The following is an 18,841-nucleotide window of genomic DNA, read 5'->3' as shown; positions in this document are numbered from 1 at the left end:
GGCTTCAGCCGGCCTTCGCGGCGGCCAGCACGGCGCCGGTGACGGTGGCGATGTCCGCGGGCTCGCTGACGAACGGCGGCATCGTGTAGATGAGGTCGCGGAACGGTCGGAGCCAGGCGCCGTGGTCGACGGCGGCCCGGGTCGCGGCGGCCAGGTCGATCTCGTGGTCGAGCTGGACGACGCCGATCGCGCCGAGGACCCGCACGTCCCGCACGCCGGGAAGGTCGGCCGCCGGGGCGAGGCCGTCGGTGAGCTCGCGCTCGATGCGGTCGACGGTGCCGCGCCAGTCCTGGCCGAGCAGCAGGTCGATCGAGGCGTTGGCGACCGCGGCGGACAGCGGGTTGCCCATGAACGTGGGGCCGTGCGCGAGCACCGGGACCTCGCCGCGGGAGATCCCGTCGGCGACCCGTCCGGTGCACAGGGCGGCGGCCATGGTGAGGTAGCCGCCGGTCAGCGCCTTGCCGACGCACATCACGTCCGGGCTCACCGCGGCGTGGTCGGCGGCGAACAGCTCGCCGGTGCGCCCGAACCCGGTGGCGATCTCGTCGAACACCAGGAGCACGTCGTGGGCGAGGGTCAGCTCGCGCAGCACGTGCAGGTAGCGCGGGTCGTGGAAGCGCATGCCGCCCGCGCCCTGCACGACCGGCTCGACGATGACCGCGGCCAGCTCGTCGGCGTGGGTCTCGATCAGTTCGGCGAGATGGGCGACGTGGTCGTGGTCCAGCTCGGCGGGTGGGGCCTGCGCGAACAGCTGGTCCGGGAGGACGCCGCGCCAGAGGCTGTGCATGCCGCCGTCGGGGTCGCACACGCTCATCGGGTGGAAGGTGTCGCCGTGGTAGCCGCCGCGCCAGGTGAGCAGCCGGCGCTTCTCCGGCCGGCCGGCCGAGCGCCAGAACTGCAGGCACATCTTGATCGCGACCTCGACCGACACCGAGCCGGAGTCGCAGAGGAACACGTGCCGCAGCGGCTCGGGGGTGATGTCGACGAGGGTGGCGGCGAGCCGGACCGCCGGCTCGTGGGTGAGGCCGCCGAACATCACGTGGCTCATCCGCCGGGACTGCTCGACGAGCGCGGCGTCGAGCACCGGGTGCCGGTAGCCGTGGATCGCCGCCCACCAGGAGGACATGCCGTCGACGAGTTCCCGCCCGTCGGCGAGCCGCAGCCGGACCCCGGAAGCGGACTCGACGACCAGGGGGTCCACGGTCCCCGGCATCGGCCCGTACGGGTGCCAGACGTGCGCGCGGTCGAGCTCGATCAGCTGGGCGACATCCACCCCGGCAGGCTAATACCCGCCGGTCAGACGGCCGTCAGGCGTCCACCGCCACCCCGGGGATGGCCTTGATCTCACCGAGGAAGGCCGCGGTCACCTTGATCGGGTAGTCGTCCAGGGCGAGGGTGACGCCGTTCTCCTTGTGCGCGAACTTGAGGTGCACCGGGGTGTCGCCGCGGTGGGCCGAGAGGGTGTTCTTCAGCTCCCCCACGACCTCGTCGTTGAGCTTGCCCGGGTTGCACAGCAGGACGAACGGGGGCTCCTCGCCGGCCGGGCCGAGGTCGGCGTCGGTGATGTCCAGCGGGATCAGGCCGGAGCCGAAGATGGACATCTTGTCCTCGCGCCAGTTCACCCTGCCCTTCACCGCCACCGCGGCGTCCTCGATCAGGTCCTGGGACAGGACCGAGTACGACTTCGCGAAGAACAGCACCTCGATCGAGGCGTCCAGGTCCTCGATGGTGCAGATCGCCCACGGCTCGCCCTGCTTGTTCACCCGGCGTTCCAGGGCGGAGATCATCCCGGAGAGGACGATCTCGCCCTCCTTCGGGGCGTCGCTGATGATCTCCGCGATCGGCTTCGGCGCGTGCTTGCGGAGCAGGCGTTCCGCGCCGTCCAGCGGGTGCGCGGAGACGTACAGGCCGAGCATCTCCCGCTCGTAGCCGAGCAGCTGCTTGCGCGGCCACTCCTCGGCGGTGAACTTGAGGTGCGCCAGCGGGGACGCGTCGTCCGAGGCCGGGGTGCCCTCGTCGCCGCCGAACAGGTCGAACTGGCCCATCGCCTCCTGGCGCTTGAGGCCGACGACCGCCTCCACGGCCTCCTCGTGCACCTGGATCAGCGACAGCCTGGTGTGGCCGAGCGAGTCGAACGCGCCGGCCTTGACCAGCGACTCGATCACCCGCTTGTTGCAGCACAGCAGCTCGGACTTGTCCAGGAAGTCGGTGAACGACGTGTAGGCGCCCTTCGCCTCGCGGGTCTGGATGATCGACTCGACCACGTTCGCGCCGACGTTGCGCACCGCGCCCATGCCGAAGCGGATGTCGGTGCCGACCGCGGCGAACCGCAGCGCCGACTCGTTGACGTCCGGCGGCAGCACCTTGATGCCCGCGCGGCGGCACTCGGACAGGTACACTGCGGACTTGTCCTTGTTGTCGGCGACCGACGTGAGCAGCGCGGCCATGTACTCAGCCGGGTAGTTCGCCTTGAGGTAGGCGGTCCAGTACCCGACCAGGGCGTAACCGGCCGCGTGCGACTTGTTGAACGCGTACCCGGCGAACGGGAGGATGGTGTCCCACAGGGTCTTGATGGCGTCCGGCGAGTAGCCGTTGGCCCTCATGCCCTCCTCGAAGCCGGCGTACTCCTTCTCCAGGACGTCCGCCTTCTTCTTGCCCATGGCCTTGCGGAGCACGTCGGCTCGACCCATGGAGAACCCGGCCACCTTCTGAGCGATCTGCATGATCTGCTCCTGGTAGACGATCAGGCCGTAGGTCTCCGCGAGGATGTCCTTGAGTGGCTCCTCCAGCTCGGGGTGGATCGGCACGATCCGCTGCCGGCCGTTCTTGCGGTCGGCGTAGTTGTTGTGCGTGTTCATCGCCATCGGACCGGGGCGGTAGAGGGCGTTCACCGCGGTGATGTCGTTGAACTCGGTCGGCTGCATGCGGCGCAGCAGGTCGCGCATGGCGCCGCCGTCGAGTTGGAACACGCCGAGGCTGTCGCCGCGGCCCAGCAGCTCGAAGGTGGCCTTGTCGTCCAGTGGCAGGGTGTCGAGGTCGATGTCCTCGCCCCGGTTGGTCTTGATGTTGTCGATCGCGTCGCCGATGACGGTGAGGTTGCGCAGGCCGAGGAAGTCCATCTTGAGCAGGCCGATGGCCTCGCAGGACGGGTAGTCCCAGCCGGTGATGATCGAGCCGTCGTCGCGCCGCCACAGCGGGATCGACTGCATCAGCGGCTGGGAGGAGAGGATCACCGCGCAGGCGTGCACGCCTGCGTTGCGGATCAGGCCTTCCAGGCCGCGGGCGGTCTCGAAGATCTTGCCGACCTCGTTGTCGGTCTCGATCAGGGTGCGGACCTCGGCGGCCTCGGCGTAGCGCTCGTGGCTGGTGTCGACGATGCCGGACAGCGGGATGTCCTTGGCCATCACCGGCGGCGGCAGCGCCTTGGAGATCCGGTCGGCGATGGAGAAGCCGGGCTGGCCGTGCAGGACGCGGGCGGCGTCCTTGATCGCGGCCTTGGTCTTGATGGTGCCGAACGTGATGACCTGGGCGACCTTGTCCGCGCCGTACTTGTCGGTGGCGTAGGCGATCATCTCGCCGCGCCTGCGGTCGTCGAAGTCGATGTCGATGTCGGGCATGGCGGTGCGCTCGGGGTTGAGGAACCGCTCGAACAGCAGGCCGTGCGCGATCGGGTCGAGGTTGGTGATGCCCATCGCGTAGGCGACCAGCGAGCCGGCGGCCGAGCCACGGCCGGGACCGACCCGGATGCCCACCCTGCGGGCGTAGGCGACGAGGTCGGCGACCACGAGGAAGTAGGCGGGGAAGCCCTTCTGGCTGATCACGCCGACCTCGAAGTCGGCCCGGTCGATGTACTCCTGGGGCACGCCCTCGGGGAGCCGCCACTCGAGGCCGCGCATGACCTCCTTGTACAGCCAGCTGGACTGGGTCTCGCCCTCCGGCACCTCGAACACCGGCATCCGGTCGGCCGGGGCCCAGACCTCCTCGTAGGACTCGACCCGCTCGGCGATCAGCAGCGTCGAGTCGGCGGCGCCGGGAACCTCGGAGTCCCAGTACTCGCGCATCTCGGCCGCGGACTTGAGGTAGTAGCCGTCGCCGTCGAACTTGAACCGGTTCGGGTCGGACAGGGTCTTGCCGGACTGCACGCACAGCAGCGCCGAGTGGGCGTCGGCCTGGTCCTGGGTGACGTAGTGCGAGTCGTTGGTGGCCAGCGGGGGGAGGTCGAGCTTGCGGGCGATGTCCAGCAGGCCCTCGCGGACCGAGCGCTCGATGGGCAGCCCGTGGTCCATCAGCTCGAGGAAGAAGTTCTCCTTGCCGAAGATCTCCTGGTAGTCCGCCGCCGCCTGGAGCGCCTCCGCCGGCTGCCCGAGCCGGAGCCTGGTCTGCACCTCGCCGGACGGGCACCCGGTGGTGGCGATGATCCCCTCGGCGTGCTCGGCGATCAGCTCGCGGTCCATCCTCGGCTTGCGGTAGTAGCCCTCCATGCTCGCGCGCGACGAGAGCGTGAACAGGTTCCGCAGGCCCTGCGCGTTGCCGGCGAGCATCGTCATGTGCGTGTACGCGCCGCCGCCGGAGACGTCGCCGCCCTCGCCGAGTTCGTCGCTGCTGCGTTGCCGCGCCTCGCCCCAGAAGACGGGCTTCTTGTGGTAGCGGCTCGTCGGGGCGACGTAGGCCTCGATCCCGATGATCGGCTTGATGCCGGTCTTGCGGGCGGTCTGGTAGAACTCGTCGGCGCCGTACATGTTGCCGTGGTCGGTCATGCCGACGGCGGGCATGCCGAGCCGGGCCGCCTCGGCGAACAGCGGTGCCACCTTGGCAGCCCCGTCGAGCATCGAGTACTCGGTGTGCACATGGAGATGAACGAAGGAATCAGCCGCCACGAGGCATCACCCTACGACGCGGTGAAGCGGTGACGAACAACCGGATCTGGCGTGTCGTGCATGGCGGGTTTCTACCGCGTGGCACCGACAATTCCGCGTCGCTGGCATGCTCGAGGACGTGCGGTTCCGGCCCATCTCCCCCGAGCTGCTGGTCGACGAGGTGGCCGAGCGGGTCGCCGGACGACCGGCCGGCGCCTGGGCCAGGGTGGCGGTCGACGGCGCGCCGCCGGCCGACCCGGCGGCGCTCGCGGACGCCCTCGCCGAGGCGCTGCGGCTGCGGGGGCGGTCGGTGCTGCGGGTGTCGGCGGGCGACTTCCTCCGGCCGGCGTCGCTGCGGTTCGAGCGCGGCCGCGAGGACCCGGACGCGCGGTACGACGACTGGCTCGACGTGGGCGGGCTGCGGCGCGAGGTGCTGGACCCGCTCGAGGCGGGCGGGACCGGGCGGGTGCTGCCGACGTTGTGGAACGCCGAGACCGACCGGGCCAGCCGGGCGGAGTACGTCGCGCTGGCCGAGGGCGGCGTGCTGGTCCTGGACGGGACGTTGTTGCTCGGCCGGGGGCTGCCGTTCGAGCACACCGTGCACCTGTGGATCTCCGCGCCAGCGCTGGCCAGGAGGACACCGGCGGCGGAGGCGTGGATGCTGCCGGCGTTCGCGCGGTACGACGCCGAGGCGCGGCCGCTGCACGTGGCCGACACCGGCGTGCGGGTGGACGACCCGGCGCGGCCGGCGGTGCTGGACGACTCCCCCGTGTGACCTCCCGGTTCGCTGATCGATGACGGGTGCGCACCGGGATCCGTCGACGTCGTCGGGGCCATGGCTCGCGGTGTCCTTTCCGGTGCGGGTCGGTCGTCAGTCGAGCTTCTCGGCCAGTGCGAGGATGATGCCTCCGGGTCCGCGGACGTAGCAGAGCCGATAGTCGTCCTCGTAGCGCACCAGCTCGCCCATCGGCTCGGCGCCGTGGGCGCGCAGCCGGGCGAGGACGTCCTCGATGTCCTCGACGGCGAACATGACGCGCCGGATGCCCAGGGCGTTGACCGGTGCGTCCGGGTCGCCGGCGGTGGCCGCCGGCGAGTGGAACTTCATCAGCTCGAGCCGCCCGTGGCCGTCCGGGGTCCGCACCACGGCCAGGTCGCACCGGACGCCGTCGAGTCCGACGAGGCGGTCCACCGCCGGCCCCCCGACCGGTGCCTCGCCCTCGAGCTCCAGGCCGAGCTCGAGGAAGAACGCGACCGCGGCCGGCAGGTCCTCGACCACGATGCCGACGTTGTCCATCCGCTGGATCGTCATGTTCCGCTCCTGTGTCGCGCGGCCTCTCGTGGCCGCTCCCGCCACTGGGACGGAGCCGGCACCGCGTTCTCGACACTCGTGACCCACAAACATCGTATCGAACATACGAGCGATGCGACTGCGTTGTCACCCCATCGTGTCGAGAGCGCCTCGCGGTCAGGTCACATGCGGCTGCGCGTCCCGGTCCGATGTGGGCAGGATGGGCACTGATCATCCGTTCCGACCGAGGAGGAACCCCATGGCCACCACCCGCACCGCCAACGCCCACTGGGAGGGCGCGCTGCTCGACGGCTCCGGCACCGTGTCGCTGGACTCGTCCGGCATCGGCTCCTACCCGGTGTCGTGGCCGTCGCGCGCCGAGGCCGCCAACGGGAAGACCAGCCCGGAGGAGCTGATCGCGGCCGCGCACTCGACCTGCTACTCGATGGCGCTCTCGCACGGGCTCGCCGGCGCCGGCACCCCTCCCACCACTGTGGACACCAAGGCCGACGTCACGTTCCAGCCGGGTGAGGGCATCACCGGCATCCACCTGACCGTGCGCGCCAGCATCCCCGGCATCTCGAAGGAGGACTTCGCCGCGGCCGCCGAGGACGCGAAGAAGAACTGCCCGGTCTCCCAGGCCCTCGCCGGCACCACGATCACGCTGGACGCCGAGCTGGTCTGAGCGCGCTGTTCGGACGAGGCCGACGGGCCGTGCGCTTGCCAGGGTGAGCGACGCCGTCGACGGAGGTCGGCCGGACGTTCGAACAGTGCTCTCCGAATTGTGATGCCCCGGTCGGCCGGCCCGGTTACGGTGCCGGCATGACCGAGGGGACACGGCTGCGGCCGGTGACGGAACCCGATCTGGACCTCCTGCGGGACATGGCCGAGGACCCGGAGTCGATCGGCGTCTTCAACTGGGGCGGGTTCACCGACGACGCGGTCTGGCGCAGGCGGTGGGCGGACAACCGGCTGATCGAGAACGACCGGACCATGCTGATGGTCGCGTCCGGCGACGAGACGCTGGGGTTCGTCTCGTGGAACAAGATCTCCACCGGGCAGCATTCGCACCTGTTCGAACTCGGCATCGCCCTGGTGCCGGACGCGCGCGGCCGGGGACACGGCACGGCGGCCCAGAAGCTGGCGGCGCGCTACCTGTTCGCGCACCACCCGATCAACCGGATCCAGGCGTGGACCGAGACGGGCAACGTCGCCGAGCAGCGGGCGCTGGAGAAGGCCGGCTTCGTCCGCGAGGCCGTGCTGCACGGGTTCTCGTTCCGCGACGGCGCGTGGCGGGACGAGGTGCTGTACCGGATGCTGCGCGCCGAGCTGCCGGCCTAGCGGTCGACCACGAGGCGAACCGCGAGACCGGCGAAGATGGCGGCGGACACGCGGTTGAGCCAGCGCCGGATCGCCGGCCGGCGGAGCAGCAGCGCGGACAGGGCGCCCGCGGCCACGCCGACGGTGCCGTCCACGGCGAAGCCGATGGCGACCAGGATCGCGCCGAGCACGAGGAACTGCACCGGCACCGCCCAGCCGCCCTCGGTGAGGAACTGGGGGAAGAACGCCACGTAGAACAGGATCACCTTCGGGTTGGACAGATTGGTCAGCACGGCCATGAGGTAGGTCCGCCGCAGCGTGGCCGAGCCGTACCGCTCCGGCGCCCGCTCCGCGACGTCCCCGGCCGAGCGCAGGGTCGAGACCGCCAGGTACACGAGGAACACCGCCCCGGCGATCCGCACCACGTCCAGCGCCACCGGCGCCGCCTGCAGCAGGGCACCGAGCCCGAGCGCGGCGGCCACCGTGTGCACGGCGATCCCGGTCGACATGCCGAGCGCGGCCAGCACCCCGGCGACCCGCCCGCGCGCGATCCCGTTGGCCACGATGAACAGCATGTCCGGGCCTGGCACGACGCTGATGACGACGCACGCGACGGCGAACGCGACCACTGTCGAGGAGTCCATACGGCCATCGAAACACCGGGCTCAACCGAATTGGCGGGAATCCCGCTCCCCACTGACCGGTCGCTCGGACAACCGGGGGCGGTGGCGCCGCGTCCTGGGGACGTGGGCAGTGGCCGAGAGCTTTCGTGGGACGGGTGTGTCAATGCCCGTGACCTGGGCGGGCTGGGGTGGATCAGGCCGGGTGCACTGGTCCGGATGGAGGCGCCGACGCGGCTGAGCGCGGCCGGCTGGACAGCGGCATGGGACTACGGGGTCCGCACGGTCGTCGACCTACGTCACGCCGACGAGTGCGAGCCGGAGCTCACGCCGCGACCGGCGGGGATCACGACCGTGCGGGTGCCGCTGGACCCGGTCGGCACACCGTTCCACGAGCACTGGACGACGATCGACAACCTTGCCTCGCCGCTGTACTTCCCGGCGATGCTGGCCGAGCACCCGGAGCCGGTGGTCACCGCGGTGCGGGCGATCGCGAACGCCGCGCCTGGCTGTGTGGTGTTCCACTGCGCGGGCGGCAAGGACCGGACCGGGCTGCTCGCCCTGGTCCTGCTCACGCTGGCCGGCGCGGCGCCGGCGGAGATCGTCGCCGACTACCTGCTGACCTACGACCGGATGAAGCAGCGGTACGACGAGCTCGGCATCCGCGACCAGCTCACCGCCGTGCGCGAGCTCCTCGCGGACCACGGCACGACCATGGAGGCGTCCCTGACCTCGACGATCGCGTCGCTCGCGATACCCGGCTTCCTCCTCGACAACGGCCTGTCCGACGCCGAGCTCGCCGCCCTGCGCACCCGGCTCACCACCTGAGCGGCGTGCCGGCGGCGCCGTGCGGATTCTCGTTCCGCGACGGGCGGGAGCCGTCAGGTTGCCTTCCGGCGCCGCGACCGGTGGTTCGAGACGTTGAGGCGGTTGCCACACAGGTCGGGCATGCAGAAGCGACGCCGCCCGGCGCGACTGGTGTCGACGAACATGCCGTTGCAGCCCGGGGCGGCGCAGTGGCGAAACCGGTCGTAGCTCAGCGCGTGCAGGACGCCGAGCAGCCCTGTTCCCGTGAGCACGGCCAGTTCGTCGGCCAGTGACACGTGCGGCGCGGTCACGACGTGCCACTGCCAGCGGCCCGCGGTGTCGCGGTGCAGCCCGGGACCGACTCCGGCGCGGGCCACCAGTTCGGTGGCCCGACGGGCGGCGTCGTCCTCGGCGGCCTCCAGCACGGCGCGGATCTCGTCGCGGAGGGCGTGCACCCTCGCCAGGTCGTCACTGGCCCGCACCGCACCGGACCGGAGGCCGTGGTCGGCGAGGAACCGGTCCAGGGCCGCCGGGTCGGTGAGCACTTCGCCGGCGCCACGCACCACGGGGGACGTGTTGACCAGGCCGGTGGCCACACCAGCACCGAGTACGTAATCGGTGAAAACTATCTTCAAGCCTTACCTCCTGCTACTGTAACCGCTACAAGCTCAATTTACCCATTACTCCCGGGAGGGGACATGAACACACGCACCAGGTCCGGGACGTGGCGGCTGACCGACCGGGTCCGGGTATCCGGCGGCGTGGTCGCGGCCGGCGTCTTCGGCGAAGGGTCGCCGGTGGTACTGACCCACGGCACACCGGCGTCGGCCTACCTGTGGCGCGAGGTGGTCCCCGTCCTGGCCCGCCGGCACACCGTCCACGTGTGGGACATGCTGGGCTTCGGCGACTCCCGAACCGACCCGGGGGTCGCGCCGTCGATCGTCCGGCAGGCCCGGACCCTCGCCGAGTTGGTGGCGCACTGGGGGCTTGACGTGCCCGACCTGGTCGGGCACGACATCGGCGCCGGAATCGTGCTGCGAGCACACCTGGTCGACAAGGTGCCCGCCCGTCGGCTCGCGCTGCTCGACGGGGCCGTCATCGGCCCGTGGAACACCCCCTTCACCGAACACATGCAGCGCCACGCGGACGCCTACCGCACGATGCCGCCGCACGTCTTCGCCGACATCATCGCGCCGCGCCTGCGCACCGCGACCCACCGCGAGATGCCCGACGCGGTCCTCGACGCGTATCTCGCTCCCTGGACGGGACCCGAGGGGCAGCAGCGCTGGGTCGACCAGGTCACCAGCGTCCACTTCGACGACACCCGCGACGTGGTGGACCTCCTGGACCGCGTCACCGCACCGACCCTGGTGCTGTGGGGCGAGCACGACCAGTGGCTCGACCCCAGTACCGGAGACCGGCTCGCCTCGGCGATCCCCCGTGCGCAGCGGGAGGACGTCCCAGCGGCAGGACACTTCGTCGCCGAGGACAACCCGCGGGACACCGCGGACGCCCTCCTGCGCTTCTTCGGCCAGCAGGCGGACGGTCCGGACGCCGGCTAGGCGTACCGCGGCGGCAGCACGCCATGCATGGTGGTCACCTCGGTCATCGCCGCGAGCGCGAGCACGCTCCCGTCGTGCCCGCACAGCACCTGGCCGCCCGGCAGCACCTCCCGGTCCGAGGTCACCGCGCGGCGCACCCCGTCCCCGAGCACCAGTGTGCCCGGCGCGCCGAGCGCGACCAGTTCGTCGCCGAGCGGCAGCAGGACCGGTGCGTCCCGGTCCCGGGAGACCGCGGTACGGCCGGCACGCAGCCCGTCGAGCACGGCGTCGACCAACTCGTCCGGGGTCTCGGCGGCGGCGTCGACGGCGACCCAGGTGGTGGGCGAGCCGAGGCTCGTGCCGTCGCCGGCGCGGTGCCAGTCGCTGCCGCCGACGGGCGTGGTCGCCGTGCCCCACGCCTGCCACCAGGCGACCGGGCCGCCCCAGGCCGGAGCGAGCCAGCTGGAGTGCCAGACCTCGGCGAGCGGCGGACGGGTGGTCAGCGGGTGCCGCCAGGCGCAGTCGGCGGCCAGCGGGTGGTTGACCGACAGCAGGCCGCCGCGCCCGGCGACCGTCTCGACCCAGGTGTCGGCGGGCAGGCGGAAGTCGACCCAGCCGATGTCGCCGAACGCGTTCGCGTGTCCGAGGTCGGTGGTGATCTCCTGGCCGGGGATCAGCGCGACGCCGTAGCGGCGACCCGCCTCGGCGAGGTGGGCGTGCTGGCTGGTGGTGTTGTGGTCGGTGACCGCGAGCGCGTCCAGGCCGGCGGTCGCGGCCGCCGCGGCGAGTTCGGCGACGGTCAGCTCGCCGTCGGAGTGCAGCGTGTGCGCGTGCAGGTCGGCGGCCACCCACCGCTGTCCGGGGAGCGCCGGCAGTGCGCGGCGTGGTGGCCGCGCCGGCACGGGTGGCGGCGGAGGGTCCGGCTCGACGGTGCCGCCGTCGCGGACGGTGACGGTGACGTCCACGCCGTCCGCCGGCACCCGGTGCAGTCCGAGCACGACGTGCCACCGGCCGGGCTCGAGCTCGCCGGGCAGGTAGCCGGGCGTCGCCGCGTCCGGGGTGATCGTGTAGCGGGTGCGCGCGCCGCCGGACCAGCCGCGCCAGCCGGCCGCGCCCTCGCAGCCGAGGTCGACGACCGCGTCCCGGCCGGCGACCGCCAGCTCGACGGTGACCCCGGGAGAGCCGGCCGGCACGTCGAACGGAAGGCGTGGCCAGGGGTCGGCGGCGCGGTCGGCCCGGGTCCAGCGTCCGGTGTGCACGGTCTCCACGACGCGATCCTGCCAGCGAATACGGGCCGTCGGGCGCGGCTGTCGCCGCGATGATCCACCGGACCGGGTAGCGTGCGGACCGTGACGGATCCGGTAGACGTTCGCCTGCTCGGCATGGTCGCCGAGATGGGCAGAGCAGCGGTGCACGAGGTCGCCGCCCGGCTGGGCATGGACCCGCGGGAAGTGGCCTCGCGCCTCGTCGCGCTGTCCGCGACCGGTCTGCCCCTGCTGGTCGGCGTGGAGTGCGACCCGGCGCGGCTGCGGGCCGCGATCGCGCCCGTGCAACCGGTTCCGTACGGCTACCCGCAGCAACCGCCGCAACCACAGCAGTTCCAGGCGCCGCCGTCGGGTCCGGTGCCGATGCAGTACGGCTACGGAGCGCCGCCGCAGCCCCCGTCCGGGCCGCACGCCGTCCCCTCCGGGCCGCACCAGGTGCCGTCCGGCCCGCACGCCGTGCCGTCCGGGGCCTACCCGGTGCCGGCGTACCCGCCGCGCACCGGTCCACCGAGCGCGCCGTTCGCCGCGCAGACCGGGCCGCCGAGCGCTCCCGTCCCGGCCCCGCAACCGGACGTGCCGATGACCACGTGGGGGCCGCCGCAGACGTCGACGTGGGCGCGGGGCGACCAGCCGCCGCAGGACATGACCCAGCCGACCATGCGGACCGAGCGCCCGGACGCCAACGTCCGCCAGGGCAAGGTCGGCACGATGCTGCAGACCGAGGGGCTGGAGGGCGAGCGGCTCGCGATCGCCCTGGTGGAGGTCGTCGACCCGGCCGACTACCTGTTCACCGCCGCCGGCTACCGGCTGCAGGACGGCGAGCGGTCGGTGGTGGTGCACACCGAGCTGACCAACCGGGGGCAGGTGGCGTTCCAGTCGCTGCCCGACATGTACCTGGTGCTGGTCACCCCGGACGGCGAGACGATCTCGAAGGCGCCGGTGTCGCTGTCCTCACGGCCGCCGCACCGCATCGGCGTGCCGCCGGGTGAGACCGCCGGCGGGCACACGGTGTACGTGGTGCCGGAGAACACCGAGGTCACGCAGGTGCGCTGGAGTCCCCGGCCGGACGACGAGGCCCGCACCCTGACTTGGGACGTGGAGTCCTAACTCTCCTCGGCCAGCTTGTCGAGCGCGGCGCGCAGGTCGTCGGGGTACTCGCTGACGAACTCGACGCGCCGGCCGTCCGCCGGGTGGTCGAACGCGAGCCGCCGGGCGTGCAGCCACTGCCTGGTCAGCCCGAGACGTTTGGCGAGCACGGGGTCGGCGCCGTAGGTCAGGTCGCCGACGCACGGGTGGCGCAGCGCGGAGAAGTGCACCCGGATCTGGTGCGTGCGGCCGGTCTCCAGCCGGATGTCCACGAGGGACGCCGCCCGGAACGCCTCGACGACCTCGTAGTGGGTGACGCTCGGCCGGCCGCTCGCGACGACGGCGAACTTGTAGTCGTGCTTGGGGTGCCGGTCGATGGGGGCGTCGATGGTGCCGGCGGTCGGGTCGGGGTGGCCCTGCACGAGCGCGTGGTAGCCCTTGTCGACGGTGCGCTCCTTGAAGGCCCGCTTGAGGACGGTGTAGGCGTGCTCGCTCTTGGCCACCACCATGACGCCGGTGGTGCCGACGTCGAGCCGGTGCACCACGCCCTGCCGCTCGGCCGCGCCGGAGGTCGACACCCGCGTCCCGGCCGCGGCGAGGCCGCCGACGACCGTCGGCCCGGTCCAGCCCGGGCTCGGGTGCGCGGCGACGCCGACCGGCTTGTCGACCACGATCACGTCGTCGTCCTCGTAGAGGATCTTCATGCCGGCGACCGCGACCGGCTCGACCTCGACCGGCCGGTCCGGCTCGGGCAGGGTCACCTCGAGCCAGGCGCCGGCGACGAGCCGGTCGGACTTGCCGGCCGGGCGCCCGTCGAGGCTGACGTCGCCGGACTCGGTGAGCGAGGCGGCGGCGGTGCGGGACAGGCCGAGGAGCTTCGCGAGCCCCGCGTCGACGCGCATCCCGTCGAGCCCGTCGGGCACCGGAAGGGTCCGGTCGCTCACTTCTTCTTGTCCTTGGTGAGGGTGCCGTCGTAGTCGCGGCCGAGCAGCGCCATGAGCACGATCAGCGCGCCGCCACAGACGATCGACGAGTCGGCGACGTTGAACACCGGCCAGATGTCGCCGTTGGGCGCGAACAGCGAGACGAAGTCGACCACGTGCCCGCGCAGTGGACCGGGCTCGCGGAAGAACCGGTCGATGAGGTTGCCGAGCGCCCCGGCGAGCACCAGCGCGAGACCGACCGCCCACCCGGTCGACCGCAGCTTCGGCATGATCCAGATGATCGCGATGACCACCCCGACGGCGACGAGCGTGAGCAGCCAGGTCAACCCGGTCGCCATCCCGAACGCGGCCCCAGGGTTCCGCACGATCTGCAGGTAGACGAACCCGCCGAGCAGCCGGAGCGGCGGCTCCCCGTCCAGCGCGGCGACCGCGATGACCTTGGTCACGACGTCGGCGACGACGATGATCGGCGCGAGCAGGAGAAGCAGGAACCCCCGCCGAGGCGGCAGCGGCGCGTCGTCGCCCCCGCCGGCTGGATCGGCGCCGTCCGGCACGTCGGGGTCGGCCGTGGTCTCGGTGTCGCGCTCGTCGCTCACCCGGTCATTGTCCACGCCGCCCGAACCGGACGATCCGGCACATGCTGATCCTGCTGGTCGGCACCTACTCGCCGGTCAGGAACGGCGGCAGGGGGCGCGGGTCGGGTGTCGGGGTCCAGCGGCCGTCGACCAGGGTGTAGTTCCAGGTGGGGCCGTCGGTGACCAGGGTGTGCAGGGCGGCGACCAGCCGGTCCACGTGCTCGACGGTGTTGCCGAGCCCCAGGCTCGCCCGCAGCGCGCGCTCCCCCGGCACGCCGGCCGAGGCCAGCAGGCGGCGGGTCGCCACGTGCGCGCAGAACGCGCCGTCCCGGACGCCGATGCCGTGTTCGGCGGACAGGGCAGCCGCGAGCAGGCCCGGGTCGTGGCCGTCGACGGCGAAGCTGACCACGCCGACCCGGTCGCCGTTGAACAGGGACAGCTCGCGCAGGCCGGGAACACCGGCCAGGCCGGTGCGCAGCCGCTCGGTCATGGCGCGCTCGTGCGCGACGATCGACTCCCAGCCCCACGCCTGGATCGTCCGGCAGGCCACCGCGAGGGCGTGTGCGCCGACCACGTTCGGGCTGCCGGCCTCGTGCCGTTCGACGCCCTCGTTCCAGGACACCGTCAGGTCGTCGCGCACCAGGCGGGTCGCGCCGCCACCGGCGAGGTACGGCGGCGCGGCGCGCAGCCAGTCCGCGCGGCCGACCAGCGCGCCGACCCCGAACGGGGCGTACAGCTTGTGCCCGGACAGCACCACGTAGTCGACGTCCAGCGCCCGGACGTCCACCGGTCGGTGCGGCGCGAGCTGCGCGGCGTCGAGCACCACGCGGGCACCGTGCTGGCGCGCGGTCGACACCACCGACCGCACCGGCCACAGCTCCCCGGTCACGTTGGACGCGCCGGTCACCACCACCAGCCGGGGGCCGGTCGGGCACGCCGTGAGCGCCTCCTCCAGCTCGGGCACGGACGAGATCCGGTGCACCAGGCGCCCGCGCCAGGGCAGCAGCGCGGCGTGGTGGTCGGTGTCGAACACGACCACCGACGTGCCCTTCGGCAGGGCCCTGGCCAGCAGGTTCAGCGCGTCGGTCGTGTTGCGGGTGAGCACCACCGCGTCGGTGTCACGCGCGCCGACGAACGAGCGCACGGCGGCCCGCGCCCGCTCGTAGACCCGGGTGGACACCTGCGAGGCGAACCCGGCACCGCGGTGCACGCTCGCGTAGAACGGCAGCAGTTCGTCGACCGCGTCGCGCACCGCGCGCAGACACGGCGCGCTGGCGGCGTGGTCGAGGTTGGCGTAGGGCACCTCGCGGCCGTCCACCAGCGGGACGGGCAGGCCGGCGCCGACCACCGGCGGAACGGCGTCGGGCACGGTTCGGGCGTACGGGATGGCGAACGTCATCTGGGAGCCTCCGGGTCTGGGACCCCGCCCGGGGGTCCGCGCTTGCCCGCCCGCACCTCGCGGAGGGCCTGGTCCTCACCCGGGGCACCCCACCGCGGTAGGAGGGTTGCCGGTCAGCTAGCCGGGGCTTCGCGCTGACACTCATGACCTTCGAGTCGGCAGAGTAGCCGATCCCGCCGCGGCATTGCCAGACTGTCGGCCATGAGCGACTTCGACGTGCTGGTGCTCGGCTCCGGTCCGGGTGGGCAGAAGGCGGCGATCGCCGCCGCGAAGCTCGGGGCCAGGGTGGGGCTGATCGAGCGGCGCAACATGATCGGCGGGGTGTGCATCAACACTGGCACGATCCCGTCCAAGACGCTGCGCGAGGCGGTGCTGTACCTGACCGGGATGAACCAGCGCGAGCTGTACGGGCAGAGCTACCGGGTGAAGGACGAGATCACCATCGGTGACCTGACCGCCCGCACCAGCCACGTCGTCGGCCGCGAGGTCGACGTGATCCGCGCCCAGCTCGCCCGCAACGACGTCACGATCCTGCCCGGCCTCGGCCGCTTCCTCGACCGCAACACCGTCCAGGTGACCGACGGCAGCGGGCAGGAGCGCTCGGTCACCGCCGACAAGATCGTCATCGCCACCGGCACCCGGCCGGCCCGGCCGTCCACCGTGGACTTCGACGACCACACCATCATCGACTCCGACGGGATCCTCGGTCTGGAGCGGATCCCGCGCTCGATGATCGTCGTCGGAGCCGGGGTGATCGGCATCGAGTACGCGTCGATGTTCGCCGCGCTCGGCACCAAGGTCACGGTGATCGAGCGGCGGATGCGGATGCTGGAGTTCTGCGACACCGAGGTCGTCGAGGCGCTCAAGTACCACCTGCGCGACCTCGCGGTGACCTTCCGGTTCGGCGAGACCGTCGCCGCCGTCGAGCGCTACGCCAAGGGCACAGTCGCGATCCTGGAGAGCGGCAAGAAGATCCCCGCCGACATGGTCATGTACTCGGCGGGCCGGCAGGGCATGACCGACCACCTCGACCTGCCGGCGGCCGGCCTTGAGGCGGACGCGCGCGGCCGGATCTCGGTGGACGCGCAGTTCCGCACGGCGGTCGACAACATCTACGCGGTCGGCGACGTGATCGGCTTCCCCGCGCTGGCCGCGACGTCGATGGAGCAGGGCAGGCTCGCCGCGCACCACGCCTGCGGCGACCCGGCGCACCCGATGCACGAGCTGCAGCCGATCGGCGTGTACACGATCCCGGAGATCAGCTACGTCGGCCGCACCGAGGACGAGCTGACCGAGCAGCGGATCCCGTTCGAGGTCGGTGTGTCCCGGTACCGGGAGCTGGCCAGGGGCCAGATCATCGGCGACTCCTACGGCGTGCTGAAGCTGCTGGTGTCGCCCGACGACAGGTCGCTGCTCGGGGTGCACGTGTTCGGCACGCACGCCACCGAGCTGGTCCACATCGGACAGGCCGTGATGGGCTGCGGCGGCACGGTCGACTACCTGGTGGACACCGTGTTCAACTACCCGACGCTGGCCGAGTCGTACAAGGTCGCCGCGCTGGACGCGACGAACAAGATCCGCCAGATCAACCTGCTCACCGACTGAGCCGGGTCAATCCTCCGCGCCGGTCTCGCCCTTCCAGCGAGCGAGCCGGCCGGCCCGGTCCACCGCCCGGATCCGGTGCTCGGTGGCCGACCGGACCTGCTCGGTCGCCACCACGAGCAGCTGGTCGTTCTCCTGCAGGCGGGTGTCGTGCGACGGCGTGTGCCCCTTCCCGTGTCGCACCAGCAGGCTCACCGTCGCGCCGATCGGCAGGCGCAGCTCGGTCAGGTACACGCCGTGCAACTTCGAGCCGGGCGGGATCCGCACCTGCAGCAGCACCGCGCCCAGCTCGTCCAGCGGCGCGGCGTCCACGTGCACCTCCCGGGACCGCGCGCCCCGGCTGAGCCCGAGCAGTCGGGCCAGCAGATTCAGGGTGCTGCCCTGCACCACGGTCAGCACGATGACCAGCACGAACACCGCGTCGACCAGCCGCTGCGCGCCCGGCATCCCCCCGGTGAGCGGGATCGTCGCGAGCACGATCGGCACCGCGCCGCGCAGGCCCGCCCAGGACAGGAACACCTGCTCCCGCCACGGCATCCGGAACGGCGCCACCGCGACGGCGACCGAGATCGGCCGCGCCAGCAGGGTGATCACGGCCCCCGCCACCAGTCCCGGCACCACCGCATAGAGCAACCGATCGGGTGACATGAACAGGCCGAGCAGCACGAACAGCCCGATCTGCGACAGGATCCCGAGTCCCTCGGCGAACGACAGCGTGTCCGTCCGGTGCGGCAGCTTGGAGTTGCCGAGCACCAACGCGGACACATACGCCGCCAGCAGCCCGGAAGCCCCCAGCATCGACCCGCAGGAGTACGCGAGCATCGACACCGCGACCGTCGCGAGCGGATACAGGCCGGTGGCCGGCAGGGCGGCTCTGCGCAGCGCGGCCGCGGCGAGCCGGCCGAGCACGATCCCGGTCACGCCGCCGACGACCAGCTGGTAGACCATCACCAGCGGCACGCTCCAGGTGAACGCGATGTCGGACGCGAGCAGCACCACCGCCATGTAGGCGGCGGCGTCGTTCATCCCGGACTCCAGCTCGAGCGCGCCGACCAGCCGCCGGCTCACGGCGACGTTGCGCAGCACGCTGAACACGGCGGCGGCGTCGGTCGAGGCGAGCACCGCTCCCCACAGCAGGGCGATCCGCCAGTCGAGGCCCAGCAGCCAGTGCAGCGCGGCGCCGGTGACCGCGATGCTCAGCCAGACGGCCAGAGTGGACAGCAGGATCCCCGGCCACAGCGAGGTCTTGACCTGCGACCAGCGGGTGGACAGCCCGCCCTCGGTGAGGATCAGCACCAGAGCGGCGAGTCCGAGCGACTCGGTGAGCGCCGCGTTCTCGAACTCGATGCCGATGCCGGCCTCGCCGAGCAGGACGCCGATCGCCAGGAACAGCAGCAGCGACGGGAACCCGAGTCGCACCGAGACCCGCACCGCGAGCACGGCCACGAGCAGGACGGCGGCCACGACCCCGAGCACGGTGGTGAGCTCGGGGGACACGCGTACCTCCGGTTTCGGCTGGCGACTACCGACGAATGAAC

General features: G+C 72.2%; 17 protein-coding genes and 1 riboswitch. Of the genes, 7 read left to right on the top strand and 10 right to left on the bottom strand.

The features are described from left to right. Positions 1-4: 4 nt before the first annotated feature. Both JT362_RS19420 and dnaE read right to left on the bottom strand, forming a co-directional pair. Positions 5-1,273, bottom strand: coding sequence for an adenosylmethionine--8-amino-7-oxononanoate transaminase (locus JT362_RS19420; RefSeq protein ID WP_260192778.1), 1,269 nt, complete (start codon positions 1,271-1,273; stop codon positions 5-7). A gap of 34 nt (positions 1,274-1,307) precedes the next feature. Beyond that, the gene (gene dnaE, locus JT362_RS19415; RefSeq protein ID WP_260192777.1) at positions 1,308-4,877 is read right to left on the bottom strand and encodes a DNA polymerase III subunit alpha; all 3,570 of its coding nucleotides are present in this window, start codon (positions 4,875-4,877) and stop codon (positions 1,308-1,310) included. Positions 4,878-4,983: 106 nt separating this feature from the next. On the opposite strand from dnaE, the gene JT362_RS19410 reads away from it, so the two are divergent. Then, positions 4,984-5,631, top strand: coding sequence for a nucleoside/nucleotide kinase family protein (locus tag JT362_RS19410; RefSeq protein WP_260192775.1), 648 nt, complete (start codon positions 4,984-4,986; stop codon positions 5,629-5,631). 96 nt (positions 5,632-5,727) lie between these two features. On the opposite strand, the gene JT362_RS19405 is transcribed toward JT362_RS19410, so the two are convergent. Next, complete coding sequence (locus tag JT362_RS19405; protein ID WP_260192774.1) at positions 5,728-6,165, bottom strand: VOC family protein; 438 nt, start codon at positions 6,163-6,165, stop codon at positions 5,728-5,730. A 238-nt stretch (positions 6,166-6,403) separates the two neighbouring features. Between JT362_RS19405 and JT362_RS19400 the strand changes: the two genes are divergently transcribed. Both JT362_RS19400 and JT362_RS19395 read left to right on the top strand, forming a co-directional pair. Then, positions 6,404-6,829, top strand: a complete 426-nt coding sequence (locus JT362_RS19400) for an OsmC family peroxiredoxin (protein ID WP_260192773.1) — start codon at positions 6,404-6,406, stop codon at positions 6,827-6,829. Between the two features lie 137 nt (positions 6,830-6,966). Further along, entirely contained in the window at positions 6,967-7,485 is a 519-nt protein-coding gene (locus tag JT362_RS19395) for a GNAT family N-acetyltransferase (protein WP_260192771.1), read from the top strand. On the opposite strand, the gene JT362_RS19390 is transcribed toward JT362_RS19395, so the two are convergent. Beyond that, positions 7,482-8,108 carry a LysE family translocator gene (locus JT362_RS19390; RefSeq protein WP_260192770.1) on the bottom strand — a complete coding sequence of 209 codons (627 nt, stop codon included), beginning with the start codon at positions 8,106-8,108 and terminating at the stop codon, positions 7,482-7,484. The two genes, JT362_RS19395 and JT362_RS19390, sit on opposite strands and share 4 nt — an antisense overlap. Before the next feature lie 81 nt (positions 8,109-8,189). Here JT362_RS19390 and JT362_RS19385 point away from each other — a divergent pair, with 81 nt between their 5' ends. Further along, positions 8,190-8,912 carry a tyrosine-protein phosphatase gene (locus JT362_RS19385; protein WP_311202731.1) on the top strand — a complete coding sequence of 241 codons (723 nt, stop codon included), beginning with the start codon at positions 8,190-8,192 and terminating at the stop codon, positions 8,910-8,912. Positions 8,913-8,965: 53 nt separating this feature from the next. Here JT362_RS19385 and JT362_RS19380 read toward each other — a convergent pair whose 3' ends face one another. Beyond that, complete coding sequence (locus JT362_RS19380; protein ID WP_260192768.1) at positions 8,966-9,526, bottom strand: CGNR zinc finger domain-containing protein; 561 nt, start codon at positions 9,524-9,526, stop codon at positions 8,966-8,968. A 63-nt stretch (positions 9,527-9,589) separates the two neighbouring features. Between JT362_RS19380 and JT362_RS19375 the strand changes: the two genes are divergently transcribed. Further along, positions 9,590-10,453, top strand: coding sequence for an alpha/beta fold hydrolase (locus JT362_RS19375; protein WP_260192767.1), 864 nt, complete (start codon positions 9,590-9,592; stop codon positions 10,451-10,453). Here JT362_RS19375 and JT362_RS19370 read toward each other — a convergent pair. After that, positions 10,450-11,700 carry a CehA/McbA family metallohydrolase gene (locus JT362_RS19370; RefSeq protein WP_260192766.1) on the bottom strand — a complete coding sequence of 417 codons (1,251 nt, stop codon included), beginning with the start codon at positions 11,698-11,700 and terminating at the stop codon, positions 10,450-10,452. The two genes, JT362_RS19375 and JT362_RS19370, sit on opposite strands and share 4 nt — an antisense overlap. A 114-nt stretch (positions 11,701-11,814) precedes the next feature. On the opposite strand from JT362_RS19370, the gene JT362_RS19365 reads away from it, so the two are divergent. Then, the gene (locus JT362_RS19365; RefSeq protein ID WP_260193229.1) at positions 11,815-12,804 is read left to right on the top strand and encodes a chromosomal replication initiator protein DnaA; all 990 of its coding nucleotides are present in this window, start codon (positions 11,815-11,817) and stop codon (positions 12,802-12,804) included. Here the strand turns inward: JT362_RS19365 and JT362_RS19360 are convergent. The 3 genes from JT362_RS19360 to JT362_RS19350 all read right to left on the bottom strand — a co-directional run bounded on the left by JT362_RS19360 (position 12,801) and on the right by JT362_RS19350 (position 15,701). After that, positions 12,801-13,727 carry an RluA family pseudouridine synthase gene (locus tag JT362_RS19360; RefSeq protein WP_260192765.1) on the bottom strand — a complete coding sequence of 309 codons (927 nt, stop codon included), beginning with the start codon at positions 13,725-13,727 and terminating at the stop codon, positions 12,801-12,803. The two genes, JT362_RS19365 and JT362_RS19360, sit on opposite strands and share 4 nt — an antisense overlap. Continuing rightward, positions 13,724-14,323 carry a signal peptidase II gene (lspA, locus tag JT362_RS19355; RefSeq protein ID WP_375546529.1) on the bottom strand — a complete coding sequence of 200 codons (600 nt, stop codon included), beginning with the start codon at positions 14,321-14,323 and terminating at the stop codon, positions 13,724-13,726. Before lspA ends, JT362_RS19360 begins: the two co-directional genes overlap by 4 nt. A gap of 64 nt (positions 14,324-14,387) precedes the next feature. Continuing rightward, a complete protein-coding gene (locus JT362_RS19350) occupies positions 14,388-15,701 on the bottom strand; it encodes an aminotransferase class V-fold PLP-dependent enzyme (protein ID WP_260192764.1) in 1,314 nt (437 codons plus the stop codon). Positions 15,702-15,734: 33 nt separating this feature from the next. Beyond that, a riboswitch (SAM riboswitch) is annotated at positions 15,735-15,850 on the bottom strand. A 52-nt stretch (positions 15,851-15,902) separates the two neighbouring features. Between JT362_RS19350 and sthA the strand changes: the two genes are divergently transcribed. Further along, positions 15,903-17,306, top strand: coding sequence for a Si-specific NAD(P)(+) transhydrogenase (gene sthA / locus JT362_RS19345; protein WP_260192763.1), 1,404 nt, complete (start codon positions 15,903-15,905; stop codon positions 17,304-17,306). Positions 17,307-17,312: 6 nt separating this feature from the next. Here sthA and JT362_RS19340 read toward each other — a convergent pair whose 3' ends face one another. Further along, a complete protein-coding gene (locus tag JT362_RS19340; protein WP_260192762.1) occupies positions 17,313-18,800 on the bottom strand; it encodes a potassium/proton antiporter in 1,488 nt (495 codons plus the stop codon). Positions 18,801-18,841: the final 41 nt, after the last annotated feature.

The sequence above is a fragment of the Actinophytocola gossypii genome (assembly GCF_025165815.1).
Lineage (GTDB): Bacteria > Actinomycetota > Actinomycetes > Mycobacteriales > Pseudonocardiaceae > Actinophytocola > Actinophytocola gossypii.
Note: the sequence above shows the minus strand (reverse complement) of the source record. Positions and strands in the feature narration are given on the sequence as shown.

Coding starts and splice junctions, on each gene's coding strand:
- JT362_RS19350 (WP_260192764.1), bottom strand. CDS start 15,701: ATGACGTTCGCCATCCCGTACGCCCGAACCGTGCCCGACGCCGTTCCG.
- JT362_RS19410 (WP_260192775.1), top strand. CDS start 4,984: ATGCTCGAGGACGTGCGGTTCCGGCCCATCTCCCCCGAGCTGCTGGTC.
- JT362_RS19400 (WP_260192773.1), top strand. CDS start 6,404: ATGGCCACCACCCGCACCGCCAACGCCCACTGGGAGGGCGCGCTGCTC.
- sthA (WP_260192763.1), top strand. CDS start 15,903: ATGAGCGACTTCGACGTGCTGGTGCTCGGCTCCGGTCCGGGTGGGCAG.
- JT362_RS19365 (WP_260193229.1), top strand. CDS start 11,815: ATGGTCGCCGAGATGGGCAGAGCAGCGGTGCACGAGGTCGCCGCCCGG.
- JT362_RS19390 (WP_260192770.1), bottom strand. CDS start 8,108: ATGGACTCCTCGACAGTGGTCGCGTTCGCCGTCGCGTGCGTCGTCATC.
- JT362_RS19405 (WP_260192774.1), bottom strand. CDS start 6,165: ATGACGATCCAGCGGATGGACAACGTCGGCATCGTGGTCGAGGACCTG.
- JT362_RS19395 (WP_260192771.1), top strand. CDS start 6,967: ATGACCGAGGGGACACGGCTGCGGCCGGTGACGGAACCCGATCTGGAC.
- JT362_RS19375 (WP_260192767.1), top strand. CDS start 9,590: ATGAACACACGCACCAGGTCCGGGACGTGGCGGCTGACCGACCGGGTC.